This window comes from Methylorubrum salsuginis (genome assembly GCF_900114375.1).
Lineage (GTDB): Bacteria > Pseudomonadota > Alphaproteobacteria > Rhizobiales > Beijerinckiaceae > Methylobacterium > Methylobacterium salsuginis.
Genome location: NZ_FOSV01000005.1, coordinates 80,453 through 105,794 on the forward strand (window position 1 = coordinate 80,453; position 25,342 = coordinate 105,794).

Genomic DNA, 25,342 nt, shown 5'->3' on the forward strand with positions numbered 1-25,342 from the left:
CGCGGGGTCGTCCGCGAGGCACGCCGTCACGCCATCAACGAGGCAAGCGCCGGGCCGATCCCGGTGCGACGATCACGAAGTGCGCGTCATCGTCGCGACATAGAAGCCATCGGTGCCGGTGAGCGCCGGACTCATCTGCACTCCGCGCCCGGTCCGCCGGATTTTCTCCGAGAGGCCCGGCACGACCGAGAGGTCGGTCGCGACCGACGCGATGGCGCCGCCGCTGCGGGCGAGCAGACCGTCCACCGCCGCGTCGTTCTCCTCCGGCAGGACCGAGCAGGTGACGTAGACGAGGGTGCCGCCGGGCCGCACCAGCCTGGCCGCGCGGTCGAGCACCTCGGCCTGCTCGGCGACGCGGTTCGCCAGACTTCCCGGGCGCAGCCGCCATTTGGCGTCGGGGTTGCGCCGCCACGTGCCTGTGCCGGTGCAGGGCGCATCGATCAGAACGCGATCGACGGTACCGTCGAGATCGGCCAGCACGTCGGCCCGCGCCTTGCCGGTGCGCGGCGTGCGCACCTCCACCTCGGCGCCCGAGCGGCGCAGGCGCTCGTGGATCGGCGCCAGCCGGCGCGGGTCGGCATCGGTGGCGATCAGCCGGGCGCCGTTGCCCGTGAGGCTCGCGAGCGCCAGCGCCTTGCCGCCGCCGCCCGCGCAGAGATCGACGAGCGTCTCGCCCGCCTTCGCGCCCGCCAGAAGGCTCGCGAGTTGCGAGCCCTCGTCCTGAATCTCGAAGCCGCCCTCCAGGAACAGGGGATCGACGTGCAGCGCCGGCCCCCGCCCGTCCTCTCCGGTCGGCACGCGCAGGCCGAGCGGCGAGAGCGGCGTCGGCGCGGCGCCGAGATCGGCGAGCGCGGCCGCCGCCGCCTCGCGGGTCTGCTTGAGGGCGTTGACGCGGATGTCGAGCGGGGCCCGCCGCCCGAGCGCCCGCAGCTCCTCCGCCAGGGCGTCGCCGAACGCGGCTTCGAGCGAGGGCAGCACGAAGGCCGGGGCGTCGCCTGCCACCTCCGGCGGGGCGTTCCCGAGGCTGCCCTGCTTCAGCCGGGTGCGCTCCTCGTCGGTCAACGGTTCGGGGGCGAAGCGGGCGCCGTCGAACAGGCTCGCAATCGTCGGCTCGGCCAAGCCTCGCTGCAGCCGCAGCATGCCGATCGTCACGGCGCGCCCCGTCTCGGCCCCCATCACGAAAGCGGCGGAAGCGCGCCGCCGCAAGCCGTCATAGACGAGGCTGGCGATCGCCGCGCGGTCCCCGGAGCCGGCGAAGCGGTGGGCGAGGCCCCAATCCTTCAGCGCATCGGCGGCGGGACGACGGCGCGCGAGGATGTCGTCGAGGATCTCGATGGCGGCGGAGATGCGGGCGGAGGGGGTCAGGATCGGCTCCGAAACAATGCGTTCAACATGCCGCCTTACGGCCACGCTTCGACCCGAAGACCGTCACGATAAGGCCGAGCTTCCGGCGGGTTGGCCCTTCAGAACGACACGATGGCGCCGTCCGTCAAGAAGAGCCTTCCGGGACGGCGATGGAGATTCGAAGCCATGTCGACCCTGAAACTCATCGCGGGCGCCGCCCTGCTCGCCGTCACCACCGCCGCCTGCGCGACGGCGCCGGCGGCGCCTGCCTACGATCCGGTCCCGCCCCCGGCGCGCCGCCCCGACGCCAAGACCCAGCTCGAATACGGCAACCCGCCCCCGCCCCCGCCTCCGCCGGGCCGCTACTGAGGCGACCCGGCCGCGGGGCGGATCAGACCGCCTCGCGGTGGGTTCAGGCCGCCTCGCGAGCCTTGCGGTTCTCGTAGGCCTTCAGCCCGGTCAGCACGCGGGCGAGGATCGGCGTCTCGATGCCGGCCTTCCGCCCGCGCGCGATCAGGTCGCCGACGATGTGGTCGGCCTCGATGCGCGCACCGCCCTCGATGTCGCGCAACATCGAGGCAGTCATCGGAGACTTCTCCGCCGTCAGGGTCTTGCGCGCTCCCGCCAGCACCTTCTCCCGCGAGCCGTAGCCGTTGGCGACAGCCACCGCCTGGCACTCGTCGAGCAGCCCCTCCACGAAGGCCGGGCCGCCCGGCGCCGCGACGATGTCGCCGATGCTCGCGCGCATCAGCGTGGTCGCGCCGGCCAACGTCGCCAGAAACACCCACTTCTCCCACATCTCCAGCACCACCTTGTCGCTGGACCGGGCCTGGAAGCGCACGCCCTCCATCTGCGCCTCGATGGCCGCGATGCGCTCCGAGCGGGTGCCGTCGCGCTCGCCGTAGGTGAGGCTGTGCAATTCGCTCATCTGGCGGATCTCGCCCGCCTTGGTCAGCGTCGCCACGATGGCGCAGGTGCCGCCCAATACCCGCTCCGGCCCGAAGGCGGCGTCGAGCACGTCGAGATGGCGCATCCCGTTGAGGATCGGCAGAACGGCGGTCTGCGGCCCCACCGCCGGACGCAGGTCAGCCACGGCGCCGTCGAGGTCGTAGGCCTTGGCCGAGAGGATCACGAGGTCGAACGGCTCGCTCAGTTTGTCCGCCGTCACGGTTTTCGGTGAGGCGATATGCACGTCGCCGACCGGACTTTTCACCCGCAGGCCCTCCGCAGCGAGTTTCTCGGCCCGCGCCGGACGCACTAGGAAGGTCACGTCGCGCCCGATCTCGGCGAGCCGCGCCCCGAAATAGCCGCCGGTCGCCCCGGCCCCGACCACGAGAATCCGCATCGTTCCTCCCACGCCCCGCCTCCCGCGGGGTTCTGCGGCATCTGCGCGCCGGACGTGCCCCGCGCAAGGGTGTCGGCGCACGCATTTTCGCATCCAGAGCCCGAAAGACCGCAACACGGCCGTTGCCGTCGCGATCCAACCCGATTATAGAGCCGCAGGCCCAGCGCCAGCGCCCTTCGTCTAGCGGTCCAGGACGTCGCCCTTTCACGGCGAAAACACGGGTTCGATTCCCGTAGGGCGCGCCACTCGCTTTTTCGGTTTCGTTGTCGAAATCGTTGCTGCGATAGTGGCGCAATGAGCGACCGACCTTCCTCCCCTCCCCTGACAGTGCCGCAAGACGCGCTCGCCGCTGTCCAATCCTGGGACGACCTCGAACGCTTGGTTTCTGCGGGCGCCGAGCGAGCAAGGAGGAGCAAGGCTGCTGCTCTGAAGGATCTGCGCCAAAAGGGGCCCGCAGTGCGTGCGTTGTGCGCGGAGCTAGGCATTCAGGTTCCTCCCAGGAAGCCCCCCGGCCCGACACCCAAGCCAGGCCTCGACGATTGGATTCTGCAATACAAGGCGCATGGCGAGGCAAAGCTTGGAAAGCGCGGTCGTGAGCTTTGGAAGTACGTTACGGATCAGGTCGCTTGTGAAGATTCTCTGATCGGCGAGTATCTCAACATCACGGAAAGTGCCGTCAAAAAGCGCTACTACCGAATGATGGACAAGCGAGCGGAGTGACGAATCCCAGAGCTTGAATTCGTCACCAGACGGCGATCCATTCGGCGCTGTAAATCTCCGACTGTTACCAGCCAGTTGGAGCCGCCGATGCCCAGAGGTGTGAGTGAAGCCCTTCCTGCCGAGTCGGCCGTCATGACGGTGAACGAGCTCGCGCAGTATTTTCGAATTTCCCGGGTCAGCGCCTACAAGCTTTTCAATACCGGCGCCCTCACGCCGATTAAGATCGGCGGGCGCACGATGGTGAGGCGGGCGGATGCGGACGCCTTCCTGGCGGGCTGCCCGCGCCGGGTTCCGATGGCCGCGGCCTAGCCCCTGAACGCGAAAACGGCGGTTCGCTCCCACCAGAGCGACCGCCGTTTCCGTCTCGTTCCATTGCCACGCGCCCTGCCAGGGGCGCCCAGCGGAATCTCTCAGATGTTACGCATCGAATATGACGCCGGCGAGCCCGACGGGCAAGCGGTCGATCTGCCGCTCGCCGCCGAGGCGGCGCCTTTGGAGCCAGATCCGGTTGAGGCAGAGCGCTTTCTTCGAGCCCTCCGCCCAACCGGGCTTATCGCGCTCGCAAGCATCGTCCCTGACGGCCCATGCCGGGGAGCAACCTTCGTCGCGCAGCAGGATGCTCTGGCGATGCAGGATTGGATCGCGCTCTGCCAGGGGAGGGAAAACAATTACTTCACCCTGAACGAGCCAGTCGCAGCCGAGCTGCAGAAGGGCGTGAACGGCCGCGTGCGCGAAGAGGATATCGCGTTCTTCCACGGCATTGTGGTCGATATTGATCCGGACCCAGTTGCAGAGAGCCAGCCCGGCGGCTTCGAGCGGGAGCGTAGGCGCCTGCGTCCGACCGCAGAAGAATGGCTTACTGATGCCGGCGGCGCGTCTGCCGTGGTCAACAGCGGGGGCGGCTATCAGGGCATCTGGCTGTTTCGGGAAAAGATGCCCGCAACAGCGGAAAACAAGGCTCGCATCAAAGCGCTGTCGCGGTCCATGGCTCGCGCCTACGGTGGCGACACGACGTTCAGCGTCGAGCACCTGTTTCGCACCCCCTGGACCATCAACCTGCCCAACGCCGCGAAGCGCCGGCGCGGCCGGACTGCGAAGCTCGCAAAGGCTCAACTCGTAGAGCCGCGCCGCTGGCACAACCTGGAAGACTTGGAGGCGCGGTTTCCGCCGGCGGCCGAGCCTGACGATACCGCACCCACGGGCAGCCTCGACGCCTACACCGCGACGGGCGTGCTCGGCGCGCCGGATCTCCTCGATGCCGAACTCGCGGAGCGCATCCGCGCCGCCCGAGCGGTAAATCCGGTGTTCGACAAGGCGCTGAGCGGCGACGGGCCTACGGCCGACCGCTCGGCGCGCGACTACGCCCTGGCAGCGGCGTGCATCGAAGTCGGCATCGACGATCCGCTCGAAGTCGCCCACATCGTGGCCGCCTACTCTCCGGACAAAACAGAGGATCACGGCACCCGCTACCTGGCCCGCACCGTCGAGCAGGCCTTTCGGCGCGTGCGGCCCGCGCACCCCGAAGACCATTTCGAGCGCATCACCGAAACGGCCCCAGCCGGTGTGGGGGCTGAGAGCGCCGCGACCGTCGAGCCCGCCGACATTTTCGGCGACGACGATCCAGGACACCTCGCGGCACCGCCGCCCGGCTGCCTGCCGGACATCATGCAGAGGTTCGTCGCCACCGAGGCGCAGCGCAAAGGCGTGCCGGAAAGCTTCGTCCTCGGGGCTACCCTGGCGGCTGTCGGTGGTGTGATCGGGAACGCCCTGAGGATCAGGCCGAAGCGCCATGACAGTTGGGATGCGCCCGGCGCCCTGGCCGTTGTCGTGGTCGGCTCGCCGGGCCGGAAGAAGTCGCCCACCATCAACGCCGCGCTGGCGCCGTTACGCACCATCGACCGGGAGCAGCACGCGCGCTGCAGCCAGTTGCGCCGGGCGTGGGAGACGGCGAACAAGCCTGGGCGCGGCGGTCGGGTGGCGTCGGCAGCTACGCCCATGCCCCCGATGCGCCAGATCATCGTCGACGACGCGACGCTCGAAAAGCAGGTTCGCATCCACGCCGACAATCCGCGCGGCGTCCTGCGGTCGACGGATGAGCTCGCGGCCTTCCTCGGCAGCTTCGGTGCCTACAAGCGCAGCGGCGACGGCGACCGTGGAACGGTCCTGCGCATGCTCGACGGGGGCGAGATCAACGTCGATCGTGTGAGCGGATCGGTGCGGGCGCCGAGCGCCCTGATGGGCCTGATCGCCTCGACCCAGCCGGACAAGATCCGAGAGCTGACGCGGAATCTCGGAAGCGACGGCCTCCTGCAGCGCCTGATCTTCATCGTCGATGACGGCTCTGACCGTGTCGGCCTGGACGTACCGCCGGACGCCGCTGCGCTCGCCGATTACGAGGCGGCGATCCGGGGCCTGTACGCGCTCGACGAATGCACCGGCGGCACTGTGCGGCTGTCGTCCGAGGCCTACGAGATCCTTCAGAAGTCGTGGCGGCGGGTCCGCGCCTTGGGCAGCTTGCCGGGTGCATCTGCGGCCTGGGAGGGGCACATCTCGAAGTGGGAGGGCCTGCTGTTCCGCATCGCCCTGATCTTCCACAGCCTGGACGTTTGGTCGTTCTGGGGATCGGCGGATTGGATCGCCCGCACGGAGGTTTCAGCGGCCACAGCTCGGAAGGTGTCGCGCTTCGTCGACTTTCTTATGCGCCACGCGCTGCGCTTCTACGGCGAGTTCTACGAACCAGCCGCCCACACGCGCGAGGCTCGGGAACTGGCCGGATGGCTGCTGACGCGGCCGGACAACGCGACCGTGACGCCGCGGGACATCGAGAAAACGCGCCGGTCGCTGCAGGGCAACCGCCACCTGACGCTCGCGGCCATGTGTAGCTTGGAAAACGCCGGATGGGTTTCCGTCGAAAAGCGCGGCGCCGACGGGCCGTCGAGTTGGACCGTAAACCCGGAAATTCATCGCCGTTTCGCTGAACGTGCGGAACGGGAAAAAGCACGCCGAGAGCGTGAAAGGGCGAGAATGCTAGCGGCAATGTCGGCGCGGGAGGCCATTCGCGATGCCCGGTAGACCGCCTCTGCCGGCTCCTCGGGCCGGTTTGCCGACAATGCCGCTCGCGTACGCGAGATCCAGATTGCATTTTCAATCAATTAATTACCTTCTATTCCACACCCCCTGTTTTTGTAGAACTATCTCACACGCACGCGAGCGGCATTGTCGGCGCTCGGTTCCGGGCGAGCCCACCCCCTGTGGTCGCTTCAACAGCTTAGATTACGGACCCGTGCGATGAAGAAGCGGCCGCCACCCGCCCGCCCGGATTCGCCTGCGCGCCGAGCGTGGGAGCTGTCGCCGGAGTTCCGCGCGATCGCCCTCGATACCCTCCGGCGCGTGAACGCTCGGATGCACCTAATTCCCCGCTGTGGTGCCAAGGCGCGCACGACCGGTCAGCCCTGCAAGCGCATTCCAGCGCCCGGCCGGAAGCGCTGCCTGTTCCATGGCGGCGCGACGCCGCGCGGTGACGGTCCCGCGGGATGGCACACGCCGGGCTTCCCCGACGGACTGCCGCCGCGAAAGGCTCGCAGCGCCAGCTTCAAGCAGAAGCGCCGCCGCGAGCTGCAAGAGCGCCGGGACGCGCTGACCCCGGAGGAGCAAGCCCGGCTCGATGAATGGCGCCGCACTCACGAGGCGGGCAGCAAGAGCAAACGTGCGCGCCGGCGAACCGACCGGGCGGCGGCCGAATGGCTGCGCGACCTCATGGACCAGCAGAACCGACCTTCCCACCCCCAATCCGCAGAATCGGCCTGTGAGCCGACCACACTCAGTGAAATGGAGCACGAGGACATGGGTAAGCCGAACATCGACAGCGAGGACCGCGCGGAGCTCACGAAGCGGCTTCATGACGAAGGGGCCAGCATCGGCCTGGAGACCCTGATGCTCATCGCCCGCGACAAGGATTTTCCGGCCGGGGCGCGTGTCCTGGCAGCGCGGGAACTCGTGAAGCTGTCTGGGATCGGTGTCGCTGACCAGGATGAGGAGAAGTCGCCGGACCAGATGAGCCGGGCCGAGCTTGAGGCCGCGGCGCGCACGATCCGGGCGAAGATCGCCGAACTCGAACAGCAAGACCAGCCGTTGGGCAGGCCGAGCGTGTTCGATTGACCGGCTGGGCGTTCCGCTAGGGCCTGCTCTAACGGAACGTTCCATCGACCAATCGAGGCGGTTCCGCATGAATGGTATTGCAATTTGGAACGGAAGCTGGTTCTATGTCTAAGAACCTAACGGAACGCTCTGTCCGGAACGCCCCCATGCTCATTGGTTACGCGCGCACCTCGACCCTTGAGCAGGAAGCTGGCTTCGAGGCGCAGCTTCGCGAGCTGACGGCACATGGATGCGAGAAACTGTTCCGGGAGCAGGTCTCGTCCGTGGCCCCTCGCAAGCAGCTTGAGGCCGCCCTGGAGTTCGCCCGCGAAGGTGACGCGCTCGTGGTCACGAAGCTGGACCGGCTGGCCCGCAGCGTCGTCCACCTGGGCCAGATCATCGGGACGCTGGAGGCCAAGGGCGTCACCCTGCGCATCCTGAACCTGGGCGTGGACACCGCGACGCCCACCGGCAAGCTGATGCTCAACGTGCTCGGCGGCGTGGCGCAGTTCGAGCGGGAGATGATGCTGGAGCGGCAGCGCGAGGGCATCGCCAAGGCCAAGGCGGAAGGCGCCTACAAGGGCCGCAAGCCCACCGTCCGGGCTCGATCGGAAGAGATCAGGGCGCTCGCCGCGGAGGGGCTCAGCATGGGCGCCATCGCGACGAAGCTTGGGATCGGCAAGGGGTCCGTCCATCGCGTGCTCAATCCGGCGATGCCAGTGCGCACCTGACGCGTCGCGCCGCCCCTTGTAGCCGACCCGTCAGCGCTTGGTCTTTTCCTCGCGCAGCATCTGCATCTTGAGCCAGATCCAACGCCCATGCTGTTCCGGTGTCATCCCGCCTTTCGGCGGCGGGGGCTCCGGCGGAAGGAATTTCTTGGCGCGCTTGCGGCGCCGGCCGGTCAGTGAGTTAGCGTGCTGCCGCTCCGTCACAACGAACGCCTCGAAGTCGGCTTCCGTGATCAGCACGGGCCGACCGGGCAGGAAGGCCAACCGACCCGCCGCGCGTAGCTTGCGGATCCTGGCGACCGAACAGTTGAGGCGCTCGGCGACCTCGGCCTCGGTGAGGAGCTTCGTCGTCATAGGCCACGTCTCCGGCGAGGGCGAGGGGCTTCCACGATGTCGCTCTCCCCGTATCGGCCAAGAATCCACCGCGCCAAGGCGATCAGCGCGGCCCGCTGCTCGTCCGTCCTGGTCGATTGGCGCATGCTGCGGCGCCCAACGGTCCAGTGGATGTAATACTTTCCGTTCCTGTGCCGCTCTAGGTGAGGGAAAGACATCGGCCAGCCTTGTCGTTCAAGGGCGCCCCAAGTGGGACGCCCCGCTTAATAAGGTCGATTTCACTTTTCTCGGATGATCTGCTGCCAACACGCTAATAAACGTAGAGCTTGCTGCGCCGTCATTTCGGAGGCGAAAAAAGAAAAGCACGTAGTGCTTGGATCTTCGCCCTCGGACTTTACGCTGACGCCTGACAGAGTTTCGCCGTCGGCCCCGTTTAGTTCCGAGTTAAATAGTCTGAGCCCCGCGGCCATGCTTGGCGGCTGCCGCCCGGATTTGGCGCGCCGAGATGCTGGAACGATAGCGTTCATGGGAAGTACTCCTGTCGCCCCGCGTTTCAGGCGGGAAGGTAAAGTCCAGGGCTGAAAGCGCCGCGACAGTCGGCCCTCTACGTCTTTAGGCATTGCCTTGGACATGCACGTAGAGACCCTGGACGATCGTCCAAAGCTATAGTCTCACCGGACACTATAGGAACGGCTGTCAGGCGGGCTTTCAAGCCTGCGCCTAGAAAATGATTGCGCCTTGCAAGGCTGTCAACCGGGCAAATAAAATAAATTTCCGTCCAAAATACAGGACATTCCGTCTGTTTTGCTTGAAAATATCAGACGGAAATCAGACAAATCAGACGCCGCAGCTCGATGGCCATTCGCATCAACTGCTCGCCAGGGTGGGGTGCCCAGGCCCCGGGTATACCCCGATCGCACTGCCGAAACCCGCGGCCGGTGCGCGTACAAAAATTCTGCCTGAAAATCGAAACGGACAACTTGTCCGATGAAAACCTGCCATACGCGAACAAATCGGACAGGTTGTCCGACAACATGCACAAGACCGCATCGCATTTTTATTGCTTTGGTGCAGTTGATGCGAGTGCAATTCCGCCATATACTCACGCGGGCGCCGCGCGCGAGACTTGAGCATGTCCAAAACGATAGACCCGCCGATCTTCGTCTACCTCATCCCGTCTCTGATGGGGTTTCTCGAAAGGGCCACCGCGGCGAATGAGCCTCGACAGTTCACCTTCGACCTCATCAGCGCCATCGACGAGCTGCTCCTCTACTTCAAGCCTGGGCGCTCATACCAACTCAGCGAACAGGATCGCCGCCTGCTGCGCTCCTTGACGCTGCAGGCGTTTCAGATCGGACGCTCGATGCAGCTCGCCGGCTGCGATGCGACCGTGCTTGAGTTGGGTCTGCGCGCCTTGGGCGGCCTCGTCGATATCCTCGCTCTGCCCGAAGAAGAACGAGACGGTCAGCAGGCGCGCGAACGCGCGTTCATTCGGACACTCAGGCGTCTCCGACACGTCGTCTATGGGGCACAACTCGCCATCGACGAGGAGCAATTCGACGCGGACGTTGAACTGCCCCCGCTCTCGGACCAGGGCCACCATGCCGGCCCCCAGGCCGCCGTCCTCCCCTTCCGGCAGGAGACGCCGGCAGCCGTCGAGCGGCAGAAGGCGCGCGGGTCGCAAGAGGCCGCTGCCCTGTGGAAGCGCGCCGAGGACTATTTCCGTGCCGCCGACAATCTCGACGACCCGGCCACGCCCTACGCCACCGCCCTGCGCCTGCTCTCCGAGGGCCTCGCCGCGGGCTACCAGCTGTCGATCGAAAGCCGGGTGAGAATCGGGATTGCGATGCTCGGCGCGCGCGGCGCCATCGGCCGCGTCTTCGTCCCGGACATCCTGCCCGCGGCCGAATTCGAGATGTTGCGCGCTCGCGCACATCACATCCTCGACGCCCTGGAGACGGATACCACCGTCCGCGCCCAGGCCGAGCCCGAGTGGATCGCCGGCATCTGCGCCGAGGCGAGCCTGCACGCCAACGTCATCGCCAACGTGGCTCACATGCGCACGTACCAGACCGCCGAGCTGTCGGCGCGTCGCTACTTCGCTCAGCAGGCCGGATAGGAACCGCCCATGCCCCGCACTCGCACGGCCCTGATCGACCCGACGCAGCTCCGCGAGGGCTTCAGCAACCTCGCCCAGGCCTTCGCCCCGCCGTCGGCGCAGGAGCTGCTGGCGGGGTCGAAGATCCGCGAGACCAACCAGCGTGTGGCGCAGATCGCCGACCTCTACGCGATGGCGGGCGATCCGAACGTCAACGGGACCGTCCTCGCCAACAAGGCCGGGATCGCCGGCGCCTTCAACCCGAGCCAGAGCCTGGAGGCCGTCGACCGCAACAACCGCACGTCGGTCTTCAACAACGCCGCCGACAACACCCGCGCGCTGCAGCAGACGCGGATGCAGCAGGACGGCGAGCTGACGCGCGCCATGCTGGCGCCGCTCGGCACGGGCCAGACCCGCATCGTGCCGGGCTCGATCGCATCGGCCTTCGGCGTGCCCGAGCGCCAGACCGGCATCGTCTCCCTGAACCAGGGTGATCGGGCCTTCCTGCCGGACGGCCGCACCCTCGACGGCGCCCCCAAGCCGATGTCCGACGACCAGCTCAAGGCCTCGATCATCGCCGGGCTGCCGCAGGCCGAACAGCGGGCCTACGCGCTGGGCGGAACGCCCGTCGAGAACGTCGTCACGCCCAACGGCCCTCGCGTGGCCTTCCGCGCCGACGCCGTCGGGCAGGAGCCGATGGCGCCGCAGGCCGCGCCGACCAACCTCGCCCGCCTCCAGGCCGAGCGCGCCGCGCTGCCGCCGGGCGATCTGCGCGCCGCCGAATACGACGCGGCCATTGCCGCGGAGGGCCGTGGTGTCACCGCCGACCCGTACCGCAACACCACGGAACAGGAACTCGCCAAGCGCCACGCCGAGATCGTGAAGGTCGGCAGCGGCGCTGCGGCGATGTCCGGCAATCTCGACCGCCTCGAAACCTTGCTCGCCGCCGTTCCGACCGGCGCGCTGGCCGAGCGCAAGGCACAGCTTGCGGGCTATGCCAGCGACCTCGGCCTGACCGACGTCGCCGCGGCCCTGACGGGCGGCAAGCTCGATCAGATCCAGGCCGTCGAGGCGATCGTTCAGCGCCTCGCCCCGGGCCTGCGCACGCCCGGCTCTGGCGCGCAGTCCGACCGCGAGTTGCAGAACTTCCTTCGCAGCCTGCCGTCGCTGCGCAACACGCCCGGCGGCAATCGGATCATCATCGACACGCTGCGCGCCGCCGCGGGGCAGCAGGCTCAGGCCGCGGACCTCGCGCGGCAGGCGCAGGCCGGGACGCTCGACAAGTTCGAGGCCGAGCGCCGCATCGCGGCGCTGCAGTCGCCCTTCGCGCGGTTCGGTTCGGGCGACGGGCCGACCGCACAGCCCGCACCCTCCCCTGCGCCGGGGGGAGGGACGGCCGAGCCGGTTGCGGTGTCGACGCCGGAGGAAGCGCGGCGTCTGCCGTCGGGCACGCCGATTCGCCTGCCCGACGGTACGGTGGGAAGGGTGCCCTGACATGGCCGACGCTTGGGCCGAATTTCGCGTTGCTCCGGCCAGCGCACCGCCCGCGCAGCAGGCCGACGAATGGGCCGCGTTCCGCACGACCGCAGCCGCGTCGGCCCCGCCCCCGCCGGTGCCCGCGGCGAAGCCGAGTGTGGCCGCTGATGTCGCCAAGGCCTTGCCCACGGGCGTGGCGAAGGGCGCGATCGGCCTCGCCGGCTTGCCGGGCGACGTGCAGGAGATGGGCGGCAGCCTGATCGACCGCGGGATGCTCGCCGTCGGTCACATGGTCATGGATGCGACCGGGCTCGGCCCCCGGGCCGGAACGCCGGATCGAGAGGAGTTTGATCGGATGTATCTCGGCATCGGCTCGGGCGGCGGGCTGCCCGGTTCCGGCGCCATCCGCCGCGGCGTCGAGACCGTCACCGGCCCGCTGTACGAACCGAAGACCGTGCCGGGCCAGTACGCGCAGACGGTCGGAGAGTTCGCCCCCGGCGCGCTGATCGGACCCGGTGGTGTGGCGCGGCGCGCCGCTGAGACCGTCATCCCGGCCGTTCTGTCCGAGACGGCGGGCCAAGCCACGAAGGGCAGCGCGGCCGAGCCGTTCGCGCGGCTGGCCGGCGGTGTAGCCGGCAACCTCGGCACGGCTGCCACCGCGGCCAGGGCCGACGCGCCGGCGCGCGCTGTCATCGCCGCGACGCGCGGTACGACCGAAGTCGACCTTGCGGCGGCCCGCACGCTCGGCGAGACGGCGCAGCGCGTCGGCGTGCCGCTCACCGGCGCCGAGGCGATCCAGGGCGCCACGGGCAACGCCACCAAGCTGGGCGACCTGCAGCGGGCCGTGGAAGGCTCGCTCGACGGCGGCGCAATCCTCTCGCGGGTCTACGCCGAGCGGCCGCAGCAGATGCGCAGCGCCGCGGAACAGGCCCTCGACGCCATCGCAGCGCAGAGCGCGGCGCCCTCGACGCTCGGCCCCCGGGCGGCCCGAGCCGCCGAAGCAGCCATCGAGGATCTGCGCCAGAGCATCAACCGGACGACCCGCGCCGACTACGCGGCGGCCGGCGCGCACAGGATGGACCCGGCCGACTTCGAGTTGATGGCCCAACCAGCATTCCGGGAAGTCCTGCGCCAGTTGCGCGCCGACCCGGTGCTCGGCCCGACCTACCGCGATCTGCCCGACAGCTCGATCGCAGTCATCGACGCGGTGACGAAGGGGATGCGCGACCGCGGCGTCGCCCTCGGCAACCGGGCGAATCCGGGGTTCAGCTCGGAAGCCGCCGGCCTCTACGCCGGGGGCGCTGCCGAGGCGCGCGCCATCGCCCGCGATCCGGCGCGCGGCGGCTCCCAGGCCTACGACGACGCCCTCACCGCCCAGGCGCAGGCGCGGCGGCAGAACCTTGAGCCCCTGGAGCAGGGGCCGCTGGGACAGCTCGCCCAGGCCGGCGACACGGCAGCGGCAACGCAGGCCGTCCTGCCGTCGCGCCCGCACGTCGGCGGCGAGACCGAACTTGCCGACGCGGTGGCGCGGCTGCGGGCCCGCGATCCCGACCTGACGAACGAGTTGATCCGGCAGCGGCTGGCCGATCAGTTCGATGCCAGCGCGACGCGGCTCGTGGGCGGCGAGGCCCAAGGCGGCGGGGCGCGCTTCGCCAAGGACATCGCCGGGACGGAGCAGCAAGCGCGCAACCTCGATGCAGTCCTGGAGGCGATCGAGCGGCCAGCGGCCCGAACGGCTGTGGCCGACGTGCTCGACGTGTTCCGCGCCACGGGCACCCGCAAGCCGCAGGGCAGCCCGACCGATCTGAATCAGCAGATTCGCGAGGCGGTGGGCGAGATGCCGTTGACCGCCCAGGCCACGACGGCGCTACGCACGGGCGGCGCCTCGTTGCTGACGCAGGCCGGCGACACGGCGCGGCGGGCGTGGCTCGGCCGGAACAACCACACGCTCGGTGAGCTGCTGACGGCGCCGAACAGCGTCGAGCAGATCGGGGCCATCCTGCAGCGGGGCGCCGCGACGCCCTTTGCAGACGCGGCTCTGCGTCAGGCGCTGCAGTCGCGCGGCGCCGACGTTGCGGCTTCGAGGTAGTGCGACGCGCCGAACTCGGCGCGCCGGCAACGATCTGCTGGCTGCGGGCATCTCTCTTGAGGCCGCCTGCCCCATGGGCGCGGCGGCGATGCCGGGGCCATTAGGCTACAGGCCTTGGGATAATGCTCCAGACGAGTTGGCTCCTCAGGCCCGAAGTCCTGCCCGCTCAGGGCGTCGTTCTCACGCGACTGTGAACACAGTCCTAGAAACATCCCTTCCCGGCCGAGATTGCCCGATGCGCCGCTACGTTCACTGCGCGCCTTTCATCCCAAAACGACGAGAAATCGATGACGCCTCAGTTCTGGCTCTGGCTGGGCTTCGCCGGCATGGCCGTGGGTGCCGCCGCCATCCTGGTCCTAGGTAAACGGCGGACCCATGCCGAGGAGGCGGACACGATCATCCACGGGATCGTGCCGATCATCGCCGCCTGCTCCTACTTCGCCATGGCGACGGGGCAGGGCAGCCTCACCCTACCGGCCGGGCCCGATGCGATGGAGGCCGCGCGCCAGTTCTACTTCGCCCGTTACATCGACTGGACCTTCACCACCCCCCTGCTGCTCGTCGGCCTCTCGCGCACCGCGATGCATTCGGGCCTGCGCCGCCCGGCGGTGGTGTGGGGTTTGATCGGCTCCGACCTGATCATGATCGTGACCGCTCTGGCCTTCGGCCTTTCGCAGGTCGCCTGGGTGAAGTGGACCTGGTTCGCCATCTCCTGCGGCGCGTTCGGGGCGGTGTTTTACGGCATCTTCGTGCAGTTGCGCGAGGAGAACGCGGCGGAGCGCGCCGACGTGCGCGCGGCCTTCCTGCGCAACGCCGTGTTCCTCACCGTGGTCTGGTGTGCCTATCCGGTGGTGCTACTCGTTGGGCAGGACGGCCTCGGAATCCTCTCGCCGGCCCTGGCCCTGGCGATCGTCGCTATGCTCGATCTCACCGCCAAGGTGGCCTACGGCCTGATGGCGACGATCCAGACGACCCGCGCCGTTGATCGCGATCTGGCCGAGACCCGCTCTTCCGCAACGCCGCTGCGCCGGGCGGCCTGATGGCCGGCGCGGCTCGCCCCCTTGCTCCGCCCCTCGGGGCGAGCCGCGCCCTCCCGGCAGCAGGGGCACGGCTCCCGGACTCGGCCAGGATCGTGGTCGCCGCCCTCGTTGGGCTCGGCCTGATTGCCTCGGCTCTCCTGCCGCGGGACGCGTCCTGGCTCACTGCGCTGGGGGCTGTGATCGTGCTCGGCGTCCCCCACGGGGCGCTCGACGGAGCGGTGGCCGTGCCCCTGCTGCGCCCGCGCTTCGGCCGTCTGTGGTTCGGCGTCTTCGCCCTGCCGTATCTCGGCCTGTCGGCGCTGGTGCTCATCGCATGGCAAGTCGCGCCACTGGCCACATTGGCCGGCTTCCTGGCGCTGTCGGTCCTGCATTTCGGCGAGGAGGACGCGGGGCCGGGCCGGCCCGTCGAGGCGCTCGTGCGCGGCGGTCTGCCGATCGCGCTCCCGGCACTGCTGCGGCCCGAGGAGACCGCCGAAATCTTCGCGCTCGTCGCACGCGTGCCGATGCCACAGCTACCCGCGTGGTGGAGCGCCGCGGCTTGGCTCTGGCTCGCTCTGGCCACCCTCTGGCTCACCATTTACCGGCCGCGCCGCGCGCTGCTGGCCGAATGCGCGGGCCTTGCCGCCGCCTTCTGGCTGCTGCCGCCGCTCACCGCCTTCGCCCTGTACTTCGTCGGCCTGCACGGCCCCCGCCACATGCGCGCCCTGGTGCGCGATCCCGTGCGGGCACCCACCATCGACACGATGGGCCGGGCCGTCCGCGCCGCGCTGCCGATCTTCGCCCTAACCCTCGGGCTCGGCGCCGGATTGTGGCCGCTCTACGCACCGGGCTCGCCCGACCCGACGGCAACCCTCCTGGCGCTGACCCTGCAGATTCTGTCCGCGCTGACGCTGCCGCACGTACTGCTCGACCGCGTAGCATCATGCTGGCAGGGACCATCTCCATCCTGAACCTGTAGTTATGCGCCGACGCGGCGGACGGCTCCCATCATCGGCCCCTTTGCGTACTCGTGCTGTCGAAGCGCACTTCAATGAACGGACGCGTCAGCGCCCGCCGGCCCCGCGCATCGTGGACATCGACCAGCCAACCCGACCAATCGGTGTCCGGCGCCCCATCCATGAGCGTCCGCGCGACGCGATCAGCTTGCGGGCCGAGCGCCTGCAGTCGCGGAACCCACCGGCCGGTCAGGTCGAAGACGGCATCGCCACCACAGCCGACGCAATGGAAGTGGTAACGCTGGACCGTCACTGCGCTTTTCGCTCCGGGTTCACAGCGCTCCCCACACCATTTCGGCCCGGCTCCGATCGCCGTTGAACCGGGTCCGTGCATCGGGTTTGTTCCTGTTACGTTCTACAAGATTCGGAGGCTCGATGCACGCGATCAGCGGGCGCAGGACGATGCTGCGCGACGATCTGACGACCGGCCAAGATGCGCGGCGCGCCGAGGCCGAAGCTCTCGCGCAGGCCTATCGAACCGCACACCGCGGGGACGATCAGGCCGCACTCGTCGCGGCGATCAGCGATGCCCTGGCCGACCTCGACGCCACTGAAGAGCGCGCAGCGGCGACCCGGCGCGCAGTCTCTCATGGCTTCGTGCGCGGTCGGATTGGCGCACCATGAGCGCCGCGGGCCTTTTTCGCGTCGAAGAACTGCCCGCCGATGGAACCGGCACGGTGCGCGTGCCCGTGATGGGCCAAGCACTTTGCGCCGGCTTCCCGTCCCCGGCCGACGATTTCCAGGAGCAGGCGATCGAGCTGCCGCGCTGGCTCGTGCCGAACCCGCCCGCCACCTTCCTCTGGCGCATCGCCGGCTTCAGCATGCGCGATGCCGGCATCCACGACGGTGATCTTGCCTGCGTCGATCGCAGCCTCGCGCCGGGCCACGGCAGCATCGTCGTGGCGGCCGTCGATGGTGAGATGTCGATCAAGCGCATGGTGGTCGAGGGCAACCGCACGCGCCTCGCCTTCGACAACGCCGATCTGCCCGTCTACGCGCTGCAGGAACTCGCCGAGGCCGCGATCTGGGGCGTGGTGCGCTTCACCATCCGTTGGCATTTGGCCAAGGCTGGGCTGCCCCGGTGAGCGGGCCCGCGGCACGGCTGCGCGACCGGATCGGCGGCGGGCGCGCCATCGCCCTCATCGACGGCAACTCGTTCTACTGCTCGTGCGAGCGGGTGTTCGATCCCAAGCTCGCCCGCGTGCCGGTGATCGTGCTGAGCAACAACGATGGATGCGCCATCGCCCGCACGGCCGAAGCCAAGGCGCTCGGGATCAAGATGGGTGCGCCCTACTTCATGATCCGCGAGATGTGCCAGCGCCAAGGCGTGCGCGTGTTCTCGTCGAACTACACCCTCTATGGGGATATGAGTGCGCGCATCAACGCGATCTACCGCGACGCCACGCCCGAGGTCGAGGTCTACTCGATCGACGAGAGCTTCCTCGATCTCACCGCCTTCACCCGGCGCGACCGTGTCGCGCTCGCCCGCGACATCCGCGCGACGGTTCGGGCCTGGACCGGCATCCCGACCTGTGTCGGGCTGGGGCCGACCAAGACGCTCGCCAAGCTCGCCAACCACATCGCCAAGACCGTGCCCGAACTCGACGGCGTGTGCGACCTGACCGATCCGGCGGCCTATGATCACTGGCTCTGCCGCATCCATGTCGGCGAGCTGTGGGGCGTCGGCCGGGCCTCGCTGGCGAAGCTCGAGGCGCTCGGCGTCGACACGGTGGCGGACCTGCGCGACATCGATCCCCGGCCAGTGCGAAAAGCGCTCACCGTGGTGGGCGAGCGGATGATCCACGAGTTGCGCGGCGTGTCCTGCCTCGGGCTCGACCTCGTGCCGGCGCGCCGCAAGGGCTGCGCGGTGACCCGCTCGTTCTCCGGCCGGGTGACGGAGCGGGCCGAACTGGAGCAGGCGGTCGCCGCCCATGCGACACGTCTCGGCGAGAAGCTTCGGCGGGAGGGGCTGGCGACCTCCCACGTCACCGTCTTCTACCACACGAGCGAGCACGACCGCGGCGAGCCGATGCGCTCAATCTCGACGGTGGTGACGCTAACGGAGGCGACCAACGACACGCTGGCGCTGATCCCGGCGGCGCTGCACGGTGTGGCGCGCACATGGCGCGAGCAGGGCACCCCGCCCTGGCGCTACTCGAAGGCTGGCATCGTCACGACCGATCTCGTGCCGCTGGCGGGCTCGCAGCGGGCCTTGATCGGGCAGCTCGACCGCGAGCGTTCGGCGAGCCTGATGAGTGCGCTCGACGCCTGCAACGCGCGCTGGGGCCGGGGCGCCGTGGTGCCCGCGAGGGCCGGGCTGGAACGGCAGCGGCGCGGCTGGGCGACGAAGTTCGAGATGCGCACGCCCCGCTACACGACGCAGGTGGAGGAACTGCCGGTCGCGCACGCGTGACGGCTTCGTCTATGCTCGTGCCATGTGCAACCTCTACAGCCTGACGAAGAGCCAGGACGAGATCCGGCGCGCCTTCCGGATCGACGCCGACCGCACCGGCAACCTGCCGCCGCTGCCTGGCATCTTCCCGAACACCGCCGCGCCGATCGTCCAAGTCGCGGACGGACAGCGCGTGCTGTCGATGTACCGCTGGGGCATGCCCTCGCCGGCCTTCGCGCTGGAGGGCAAGCGCGTCGATCCGGGCATCACCAACGTGCGCAACACCGGCTCGCCGCACTGGCGTCGCTGGCTCGGGCCGGAGCACCGCTGCCTCGTGCCGCTGTCATCGTTCAGCGAGTTCAACAAGGCGGCCGGCGGCGACATCTGGTTCGCGCTCGGAGCGGATCGTCCGCTCGCCTGCTTCGCCGGGATCAGGACCGAGGCCTGGACCTCGGTGCGCAAGCTCAAGGATGGCGAGACAACGGACGACCTCTATGCCTTCCTGACCTGCCCGCCGAACGCCGAGGTGGGCGCGGTGCATCCGAAGGCGATGCCTGTGATCCTGACGACGCAGGATGAGCGCGACGCGTGGCTGCGCGCGCCGTGGTCGGAGGCGAAGGCACTGCAGCGTCCGCTACCGGACGAATCGCTGATGGTGGTAGGGCGCGGAGCGAAGCACGACAGCTGAAGGTCCGGCAGCTGCCCGCAGCTGCCGGACCTTCCAGACCGTAAGGGTGAGCGCTCTGCCGAGCCGCTCCCGGTCGCACTATTCATTCGAGGGCTACAACTCGCGCCCTGCGCCTCTCCTTCGCGTCGGTCGTCGGAGACCTCGGCCTCAACGACTCGACGATCGGCGCAATGCTCGGCCATGCCGGCAGCACCGTCACCAGCCGCTACGTCCACCACCGCGACGCGGTGCTGATCGCCGCTGTCGATCGTGTGGTGGAGAGGGTCGCGGCTGTGCTGAACGTGGCAAGAGTCAGGTATGGAAAGCTCGACCGCTATTGGCTACCGAACCGCAGACGGCTCTAACTTGCCCGAGGCTCTTTGTGGCTGGATAGACGCTCTACCGCTAGTCTTACCACGCGCTCGTCAAATATCCGCGCCTTGCGCGCAGCAGACCCAGATCCTCCCGGCCAAGTTTTAATACCGTGCATAATCGCCTCAACTTCAGGCCTAAATCCCCCTCTGTGCATGAGCCAATGCACCGTAGCGAGCAATTCCATTCCGTAAGGAGATTCAAAGCCATCTATCAAGCTGGCCGTTGCCTCAAGAACATCTATATAATCTTTTCCTTCTGACTTGAGATAGGTGGCCACTCGATCTCGCTGGCTATCTTCAAAGCGAACAATATCCAACGGACCTGCATCGGCCAACCGTTTCTCACAGTGCAGATAAGTGCCGTCTATGCCGTCTAGCAAATGTCTGAGGCGATCTGCGTAGGGGCCGTACCTATGCGCCTTGAAGGCAAGCTTCAATGGATTCGAGATGGAAGCCATCTCAATCTCGGACTCTAACAAGTAAGCAAGCTTTTGCACTTCGAGCAAAGAGCACTCGAAGCCAAGCACTGCGTAACGGCGCACAAGCTCTACAACTAGAGCACGCGCCGGAGTCAAAGACTTTTTCCCGCTTCTCTTCGAAACATTTTGATACGCAGTCGTTGGCTCGTAAACGATTACCTCCACGTCGGGCAGGTTTCCAAGAGCAGCCTCAATGCGGGGTCGTACATCTTCCCAGTTTAAGCCACCATTTCCGCTTCCAAGCGGAGGGACCGCGATAGATCGAATGCCATGTGCTTCGATCACTCTGCGCAAGTCAGCCAAGCCCTCCTCGATCCAAATCATCTTGGACGGGAAGCGCCAGTTAGCCTTGGTCGGGAAATTGATGATCCAGCGCGGGCCGGTTAGATGCCCGCGCTCGGTAACGAACATGCGGCCGGTCTGAACCTCGCCCGCCTTGCAGGCAGCCGCATATGCCCGGAAGTTCTCCGGGAAGTGCTCCTTGAACATCAGCGCGATGCCCTTGCCCATCACGCCCACGGTGTTCACCGTGTTAACCAACGCCTCCGCAGGAGCGTCGAGAAGGTCGCCCTGTGTGAAGGTGATCATGAGAAATACCAACTCGGTAAGGTGCGCACCTTCAACGGTGTTCCCGATTTGTCCACATCTTTTTGCACGTCCGCCTTAATCCCGTCGCTGTGAACCGCAACCCCTAGCAGGCCGGTGAGGGGCACATGCCGGTGGATCAACGCTTCAGCTTGATAGCGCTCAACTCGTTCTGGATCGCGAGGATCCTTCTTGAAGTTTTTCGATCTTAAAATTTCCCAATCAATCTTGTTCAATCGTGTAGCGTCTCGATAAAATTTTGCGGTCGTTAAGTATGCATGTCGGTCAGTAAAAACGAAATCCAATCCTTGGTTGGCAACATGATATATACTTGACACAAATATAAGAATGTCATCGTTCGCGCGTTTAGTGATCCCGTTCCAGCCAGTCTTGATATTAAGTGCCATAGGTGAGTACGGCGTGAAATAGAACGGAACGTAATCGTTTAGCACCCCTCCCGGATTCAGGGGAACATCCCGGCTACCACGGCGGCCAATAAGGTCGAGATTGCCGATATTTACGTAGGCTGGGTCAGATCCGCTAGCGTTGCGTGCGAAAAGGCCGCGGGAAAGCACAGTACGCAGATTCTCCCGATGCACGATGCGGAAGATGTAGCCCTTCTCCTGGTTCAGAAACCCCGTCATCGCAGAAGCCCGCCAGCCTCCTATCCCGCAGCTTCAGCTCGAGGCGGTCCATCCAACGTTCGGAGAGGGCCTGAGCATCAGCTGGGATCATACTGCCCAGCGGTTAGCGATTTACCATCTTTCCCGACCGAGGTGAGGCCAGCCTGCAAAGCCCTACCCTGAGCCCCTGCCGCTCTCCGCGATGAGCGGGGCGCCAGCCGTCTCTCTCATCGCCTGCAACGTGGCGTAGCTGGGTCCATCAAGGTCGATTCTGCCCTCTGCTTCTGACCGTCGCGCTTCGAGGGCAGCCTCGTCCTCGCCTCTCGACAGAAGCCCGGAAAGCCGGTCGAGCGCCCGGTCTATGGCCTTTCGATCCCAGCGGTTCGTCCCTCGCACCGGACCCGGCACGATGCCCTGCCAGCGTCAGTCGTCGGACGTGCTCAGGAACTCGCAGCCTCAGTAACCGGTGGCCTGTTTTCGTGAGAGCCCGCGCGAGATGATGCCGAGCCGCAGACTTCTTCCACGTTCAGCACGACAACACGATCAGTCACGTGCCCGAAGTACCAGCGCACCAAGGCGTGGCCGGCTTCATGGTGGCATGTGAGGCGACGACGCCCCTTCGCTCGGCTCATGGTCGCCTCTCAGCCTTCGGTTCGATCACGTAGGCGCACACCCGGACCGCCGCCGTTCTCAGGGATGAACTCCAGCCCGGCGGCTTCAAGCGCTCGCCGTATGGCCTCGGCGTTGGCTTCGGTGACGCTCAAAGGACCATCCTGCAGCTCGGCCCTCCGGACCGTTGCCACGCCCAGGCGTGCGGCGTCGGCGACATCCTGTGCCGTCCAGCGCAGGAACGCGCGGGCCGCACGTAGCTGGCCGCTAGTGATCTTCAAAATATCACCTGATAGCTGATTGACAAGCGCTGCTGCGGTGATATTTCTAATATCACACGGTCAGTGAGCTATCAATCGATATCCGCCCGCCGCACCCTCTCCTGGTCCTCCGCCCTCCGCGACATACGCAACGATCGCCAGCCGAACCCGGCGGGCTTCCTCGGCGCCCGCGCTCGCATCGAAGCCGCGGTGCGCGTCGGCCGCGCCTCGCTCGTCACCCCGACCGGCGCTTTCGACCGCGCCGGCATCATGACCGCTGCCGCTGCCGCCGCGAAGGCGCATCAGCTCTCCTACGGCTCGACCTGGGCGACCGCGATGTCCATCAGCCTCAAGGCCGCGTGGCAGCTCGCCAAGTCCCTCCGCTCCCGCATCGCGCACTGATCTAGCCCCGGCCCCGCCGGCTGCCGAGCGGCGCCGAAACGGACCCCACCCCCTTCACATCTTGACCCGCCGCAACGAGCCCGCACCGGAGCCCGAGCGATGACGCACGCCCTGACCCTGCCCGACTTCAGCAGCAGCCCCGCCGGCGGCGACCGCGTGCCGTTCCACGCCGATCCCGTCCTTGCGGCGATCGAGCGCCACAGCGAGGCGTGGGCCGTCTTCCAGGTCGCGCGGCCGGGCGTTGGCAGTGGGCGGGCCGACGATGAGACCCACGCCGCGCTGATGGAGATGCTCGGCACAGCCTGCGCCACGCGCGCCGGGGCATTCTGCCTGATCCAGCACCTTCGATGGTGGCTCGCGGAGGAAGCGCCGTACGCTGGCGACTACGGCGACGCATGGGCCGTCGCGCGGGCTCGTGAGGCCGACCTGTCGAAGTTCCTCGGCGTCGAGCCGATCGAGCGGCGCGCCGTCGCGCTGCCGTCCGGCCGGATGCTCGCCCCCGCGGTCGACCCGCGCCCGGCGCCTGCCGCGGTGGGCGGCAACCGAGCTGTGGCGGGCGAGGCGCTGGCGGCTCTCATCCTCGTAGCCGGCAGCGCCTTCCTGACGGGATTCTCCACGCTGCTGTGAGGCGTCAGCGCGGCGCCGTCCAAGTACGAAGGGGCAGGCCTGCATAGAAGCGCTCGGCACCCTGGACCAACAGCGCCGTGGGGTGTTGGGTGCAGAACGCCCGCAACGAGCCCACCACCAGATCGGCGTTGAGGCCGGAGAGGTCGCGGAACTGCCGGTCCCGCACGATGAGCACGTTGTTGATGCCGGTGGCGAAACCGAGCGTCCAGGTCATGAAGGCCGTTCGGTAGTCGCGTTGATCGAACACCGGAGTGGCGTCGGCGCAGGACATCAGGCCGAAGCCGCCAGCATTCAGGCCCTCGGCTCTGCAGGGCGCCGCGGCGAGGCAGCCGCACAGAGACAGAATCGCGAGACATCGGCCCATGCTAGGCCCCCACGCGCGCAGCCGCCGACCGGGCGAGCGGCACGACAGCCGAAGGCCCGACCTCGAGATCGGGCGCCGTGCGGCGGATCGTGTCGGCGACGAAGCTCGGCGCGAGATGCGCATAGTGCTTCTCCGCCATGCGGGTGCCGGAGTGGCCGAGCGCCTCGGCGACGACGATCAGCGGCGCGCCGTTGCGCACCATGGCGCTGGCGTAGGAGTGGCGAAGCTCGTGCAGGCTGATGCTCTCGAGCTTCGCCCGCTCCAGCGCCGCCTTGAACCCGCGCTGGTACTGCGCAGGTTTCCACGGGTCGCCGTCGTCACGCCGCAGCAGCGGCTCCCGCGGTGCGCGGCCGGCGGAGAGGCGATCGAAAAGGGCCGCGCTGCCGGCGGTCAGCGGGACGTGGCGGGCCTTGCCGTTCTTGCTGCGCTCCACGAACACGGTGCCGTTGGTCCGGTCGAAGTCGCGCACCGTGAGGCGGGACAGCTCGCCGAATCGAGCGCCGGTCATCAGCGCCGCGGCGACCAGATCGCGCAGGGCGCCCTCCGAGGCGTTGAGCAGGCGCTGTTGCTCCGCGGCGTCGAGGAACCGGACGCGGGCCGCGCCTGTGTCCCGGAACGGCTTGAGCAGGCGCCACGCGCTATCGCTCTCAACGAGCTGGTGCTGGTAGGCCCAATTCAGCGCCGCCTTCAGCAGCGTCAGCGTCCGGTTGGCCGTGTCGCGCCGACGGCGCAGCGCCTCCGGGTCCGTCACATCGACAGCGCGGGTGTTCCGCTTCGTCGCCAAACGGGACGTGCGCACCAACTTGGGTGCCGTCACCATCGCGTCGCGCCAGCGCCGGAGCTTGTCGAGGGTCAGGTCGGCGACGCGCAGGGATCCAAGCTTTGGCAGGATGTGGGCCCGAGCCCGCGAGCGGGCGTCATAACCCGACTTCATCCCCTCGGCCTCGCGGGCTTCGAGGTAGCGTTCCAGCGCGTCGCCGACGGTCAGGGCAGGCTGTGCGTCCGGCGCCGAGCGCAGCGACTTCACCCACGCCCGCGCCGCGTCCTTGGCTTGCTCGTGCGTGAGGATCGATTCGCCATCCGCTGGCGAGACGTCATCGGCGCGGCCGAGCCGGATCTGCACCCGCTTGCCGGCGGGCGTGCGGGAAGCGGCCAGCCATGCGCCGCCCTGCCCTCTCGTGCCGCGTCCGGCCCGGTAGCCGAGCCGGACACCTGGGCTCAGCAGCTCCCACTCCGGCGCGTCGGATGCCGGGAGCTTCTCGCGGCTCGCCCGGCTCTTGAAGGCGCTCGCTCGACGGCCCAAAAGCCCCTCCCAATTCGTTGTCGAAATCGTTGCCTTGAATGCCATCGAATCGATTTTGACGCAACGGAACGGAATAAGACAAGTTACTGTGTTATATGGCATTCACTCCTGTTCGAACGCGTTTGAGGCTGTCAATGATGTCGCCCTTTCACGGCGAAAACACGGGTTCGATTCCCGTAGGGCGCGCCAGCTTGCCATGCCACTCGATTGCATAATGATTGCAACGAGTTAGAGAGCGGCAATCTGGCGCGTGAACCCCAGTCATATGCGGTGATGGACCCCAGCCCCACGAGTGGATTTGCTCCCTGCCAGTCGGTGAAGCCGCCTATCTACCTCGCCGGCTTGGGTTCGG

At 67.7% G+C, this 25,342-nt stretch carries 27 protein-coding genes and 2 tRNA genes; 20 read left to right on the plus strand and 9 right to left on the minus strand.

The window, feature by feature from the left end; translation table 11 throughout:
- Positions 1-72: 72 nt before the first annotated feature.
- Positions 73-1,365 carry an RsmB/NOP family class I SAM-dependent RNA methyltransferase gene (locus BM140_RS08380; protein ID WP_091944475.1) on the minus strand — a complete coding sequence of 431 codons (1,293 nt, stop codon included), beginning with the start codon at positions 1,363-1,365 and terminating at the stop codon, positions 73-75.
- Between the two features lie 165 nt (positions 1,366-1,530).
- Between BM140_RS08380 and BM140_RS08385 the strand changes: the two genes are divergently transcribed.
- The gene (locus BM140_RS08385; protein ID WP_091944478.1) at positions 1,531-1,713 is read left to right on the plus strand and encodes a hypothetical protein; all 183 of its coding nucleotides are present in this window, start codon (positions 1,531-1,533) and stop codon (positions 1,711-1,713) included.
- A 43-nt stretch (positions 1,714-1,756) separates the two neighbouring features.
- Here BM140_RS08385 and panE read toward each other — a convergent pair whose 3' ends face one another.
- Positions 1,757-2,689: a 2-dehydropantoate 2-reductase gene (gene panE, locus BM140_RS08390; protein WP_091944016.1), complete on the minus strand. Its 933-nt coding sequence runs from the start codon at positions 2,687-2,689 to the stop codon at positions 1,757-1,759.
- Positions 2,690-2,858: 169 nt separating this feature from the next.
- Between panE and BM140_RS08395 the strand changes: the two genes are divergently transcribed.
- From BM140_RS08395 to BM140_RS08415, 6 genes are all read left to right on the plus strand, one after another.
- Positions 2,859-2,934: transfer RNA gene (locus tag BM140_RS08395), tRNA-Glu, on the plus strand.
- 49 nt (positions 2,935-2,983) lie between these two features.
- Positions 2,984-3,409: a hypothetical protein gene (locus BM140_RS25350; protein WP_131803764.1), complete on the plus strand. Its 426-nt coding sequence runs from the start codon at positions 2,984-2,986 to the stop codon at positions 3,407-3,409.
- Between the two features lie 132 nt (positions 3,410-3,541).
- Entirely contained in the window at positions 3,542-3,718 is a 177-nt protein-coding gene (locus BM140_RS08400) for a helix-turn-helix domain-containing protein (protein WP_165616421.1), read from the plus strand.
- Positions 3,719-3,823: 105 nt separating this feature from the next.
- The gene (locus BM140_RS08405; RefSeq protein WP_091944021.1) at positions 3,824-6,481 is read left to right on the plus strand and encodes a DUF3987 domain-containing protein; all 2,658 of its coding nucleotides are present in this window, start codon (positions 3,824-3,826) and stop codon (positions 6,479-6,481) included.
- 216 nt (positions 6,482-6,697) lie between these two features.
- On the plus strand, positions 6,698-7,567 hold the full coding sequence (locus BM140_RS25355; RefSeq protein ID WP_131803766.1) for an HGGxSTG domain-containing protein: 870 nt from the start codon (positions 6,698-6,700) through the stop codon (positions 7,565-7,567).
- A 146-nt stretch (positions 7,568-7,713) separates the two neighbouring features.
- A complete protein-coding gene (locus BM140_RS08415) occupies positions 7,714-8,277 on the plus strand; it encodes a recombinase family protein (RefSeq protein ID WP_091944025.1) in 564 nt (187 codons plus the stop codon).
- 30 nt (positions 8,278-8,307) lie between these two features.
- Here BM140_RS08415 and BM140_RS08420 read toward each other — a convergent pair whose 3' ends face one another.
- The gene (locus BM140_RS08420) at positions 8,308-8,628 is read right to left on the minus strand and encodes a helix-turn-helix domain-containing protein (RefSeq protein ID WP_091944027.1); all 321 of its coding nucleotides are present in this window, start codon (positions 8,626-8,628) and stop codon (positions 8,308-8,310) included.
- Positions 8,629-9,739: 1,111 nt separating this feature from the next.
- Between BM140_RS08420 and BM140_RS08430 the strand changes: the two genes are divergently transcribed.
- The 5 genes from BM140_RS08430 (at position 9,740) to BM140_RS08450 (ending at position 16,260) form a co-directional block, all read left to right on the plus strand.
- Positions 9,740-10,726, plus strand: coding sequence for a hypothetical protein (locus BM140_RS08430; protein WP_091944034.1), 987 nt, complete (start codon positions 9,740-9,742; stop codon positions 10,724-10,726).
- 9 nt (positions 10,727-10,735) lie between these two features.
- Positions 10,736-12,199, plus strand: a complete 1,464-nt coding sequence (locus tag BM140_RS08435; RefSeq protein ID WP_091944037.1) for a hypothetical protein — start codon at positions 10,736-10,738, stop codon at positions 12,197-12,199.
- A 1-nt stretch (position 12,200) separates the two neighbouring features.
- Positions 12,201-14,270 carry a hypothetical protein gene (locus tag BM140_RS08440; RefSeq protein WP_091944042.1) on the plus strand — a complete coding sequence of 690 codons (2,070 nt, stop codon included), beginning with the start codon at positions 12,201-12,203 and terminating at the stop codon, positions 14,268-14,270.
- A gap of 287 nt (positions 14,271-14,557) precedes the next feature.
- The gene (locus tag BM140_RS08445) at positions 14,558-15,310 is read left to right on the plus strand and encodes a bacteriorhodopsin (protein ID WP_091944047.1); all 753 of its coding nucleotides are present in this window, start codon (positions 14,558-14,560) and stop codon (positions 15,308-15,310) included.
- A gap of 92 nt (positions 15,311-15,402) precedes the next feature.
- Positions 15,403-16,260: a Brp/Blh family beta-carotene 15,15'-dioxygenase gene (locus tag BM140_RS08450; RefSeq protein ID WP_244535349.1), complete on the plus strand. Its 858-nt coding sequence runs from the start codon at positions 15,403-15,405 to the stop codon at positions 16,258-16,260.
- Positions 16,261-16,297: 37 nt separating this feature from the next.
- Here the strand turns inward: BM140_RS08450 and BM140_RS08455 are convergent, their stop codons facing one another.
- Positions 16,298-16,558 carry a DUF6894 family protein gene (locus BM140_RS08455; RefSeq protein WP_091944053.1) on the minus strand — a complete coding sequence of 87 codons (261 nt, stop codon included), beginning with the start codon at positions 16,556-16,558 and terminating at the stop codon, positions 16,298-16,300.
- Positions 16,559-16,680: 122 nt separating this feature from the next.
- Here BM140_RS08455 and BM140_RS08460 point away from each other — a divergent pair, with 122 nt between their 5' ends.
- The 5 genes from BM140_RS08460 to BM140_RS26080 all read left to right on the plus strand — a co-directional run bounded on the left by BM140_RS08460 (position 16,681) and on the right by BM140_RS26080 (position 19,729).
- Complete coding sequence (locus tag BM140_RS08460; RefSeq protein ID WP_244535350.1) at positions 16,681-16,929, plus strand: hypothetical protein; 249 nt, start codon at positions 16,681-16,683, stop codon at positions 16,927-16,929.
- A complete protein-coding gene (locus BM140_RS08465; protein WP_091944058.1) occupies positions 16,926-17,390 on the plus strand; it encodes a LexA family protein in 465 nt (154 codons plus the stop codon). Before BM140_RS08460 ends, BM140_RS08465 begins: the two co-directional genes overlap by 4 nt.
- Positions 17,387-18,718 carry a Y-family DNA polymerase gene (locus BM140_RS08470; RefSeq protein ID WP_091944061.1) on the plus strand — a complete coding sequence of 444 codons (1,332 nt, stop codon included), beginning with the start codon at positions 17,387-17,389 and terminating at the stop codon, positions 18,716-18,718. The genes BM140_RS08465 and BM140_RS08470 overlap by 4 nt, the downstream gene beginning before the upstream one ends.
- A gap of 22 nt (positions 18,719-18,740) precedes the next feature.
- Positions 18,741-19,385, plus strand: a complete 645-nt coding sequence (locus BM140_RS08475; protein WP_091944064.1) for an SOS response-associated peptidase — start codon at positions 18,741-18,743, stop codon at positions 19,383-19,385.
- A 170-nt stretch (positions 19,386-19,555) separates the two neighbouring features.
- Positions 19,556-19,729: a hypothetical protein gene (locus tag BM140_RS26080; protein ID WP_207549444.1), complete on the plus strand. Its 174-nt coding sequence runs from the start codon at positions 19,556-19,558 to the stop codon at positions 19,727-19,729.
- Here the strand turns inward: BM140_RS26080 and darG are convergent.
- The 3 genes from darG to BM140_RS08495 all read right to left on the minus strand — a co-directional run bounded on the left by darG (position 19,726) and on the right by BM140_RS08495 (position 22,315).
- A complete protein-coding gene (gene darG, locus BM140_RS08480; protein ID WP_091944067.1) occupies positions 19,726-20,805 on the minus strand; it encodes a type II toxin-antitoxin system antitoxin DNA ADP-ribosyl glycohydrolase DarG in 1,080 nt (359 codons plus the stop codon). The genes BM140_RS26080 and darG overlap by 4 nt on opposite strands.
- The gene (gene darT / locus BM140_RS08485; protein WP_091944070.1) at positions 20,802-21,446 is read right to left on the minus strand and encodes a type II toxin-antitoxin system toxin DNA ADP-ribosyl transferase DarT; all 645 of its coding nucleotides are present in this window, start codon (positions 21,444-21,446) and stop codon (positions 20,802-20,804) included. Before darT ends, darG begins: the two co-directional genes overlap by 4 nt.
- A 620-nt stretch (positions 21,447-22,066) precedes the next feature.
- The gene (locus tag BM140_RS08495; RefSeq protein WP_425287050.1) at positions 22,067-22,315 is read right to left on the minus strand and encodes a transcriptional regulator; all 249 of its coding nucleotides are present in this window, start codon (positions 22,313-22,315) and stop codon (positions 22,067-22,069) included.
- A gap of 63 nt (positions 22,316-22,378) precedes the next feature.
- Between BM140_RS08495 and BM140_RS08500 the strand changes: the two genes are divergently transcribed.
- Positions 22,379-22,696 (plus strand): hypothetical protein, encoded by a 318-nt coding sequence (locus BM140_RS08500; RefSeq protein WP_244535351.1) that lies wholly within the window; start codon positions 22,379-22,381, stop codon positions 22,694-22,696.
- A gap of 99 nt (positions 22,697-22,795) precedes the next feature.
- Complete coding sequence (locus BM140_RS08505) at positions 22,796-23,323, plus strand: hypothetical protein (protein ID WP_091944076.1); 528 nt, start codon at positions 22,796-22,798, stop codon at positions 23,321-23,323.
- A 4-nt stretch (positions 23,324-23,327) separates the two neighbouring features.
- On the opposite strand, the gene BM140_RS08510 is transcribed toward BM140_RS08505, so the two are convergent.
- Positions 23,328-23,687, minus strand: coding sequence for a hypothetical protein (locus BM140_RS08510; protein WP_131803767.1), 360 nt, complete (start codon positions 23,685-23,687; stop codon positions 23,328-23,330).
- 1 nt (position 23,688) lies between these two features.
- On the minus strand, positions 23,689-25,092 hold the full coding sequence (locus tag BM140_RS08515) for a tyrosine-type recombinase/integrase (protein WP_244535352.1): 1,404 nt from the start codon (positions 25,090-25,092) through the stop codon (positions 23,689-23,691).
- A 16-nt stretch (positions 25,093-25,108) separates the two neighbouring features.
- Between BM140_RS08515 and BM140_RS08520 the strand changes: the two genes are divergently transcribed.
- Positions 25,109-25,179 (plus strand) — tRNA-Ser (locus BM140_RS08520).
- The last annotated feature ends 163 nt before the right edge of the window (positions 25,180-25,342 follow it).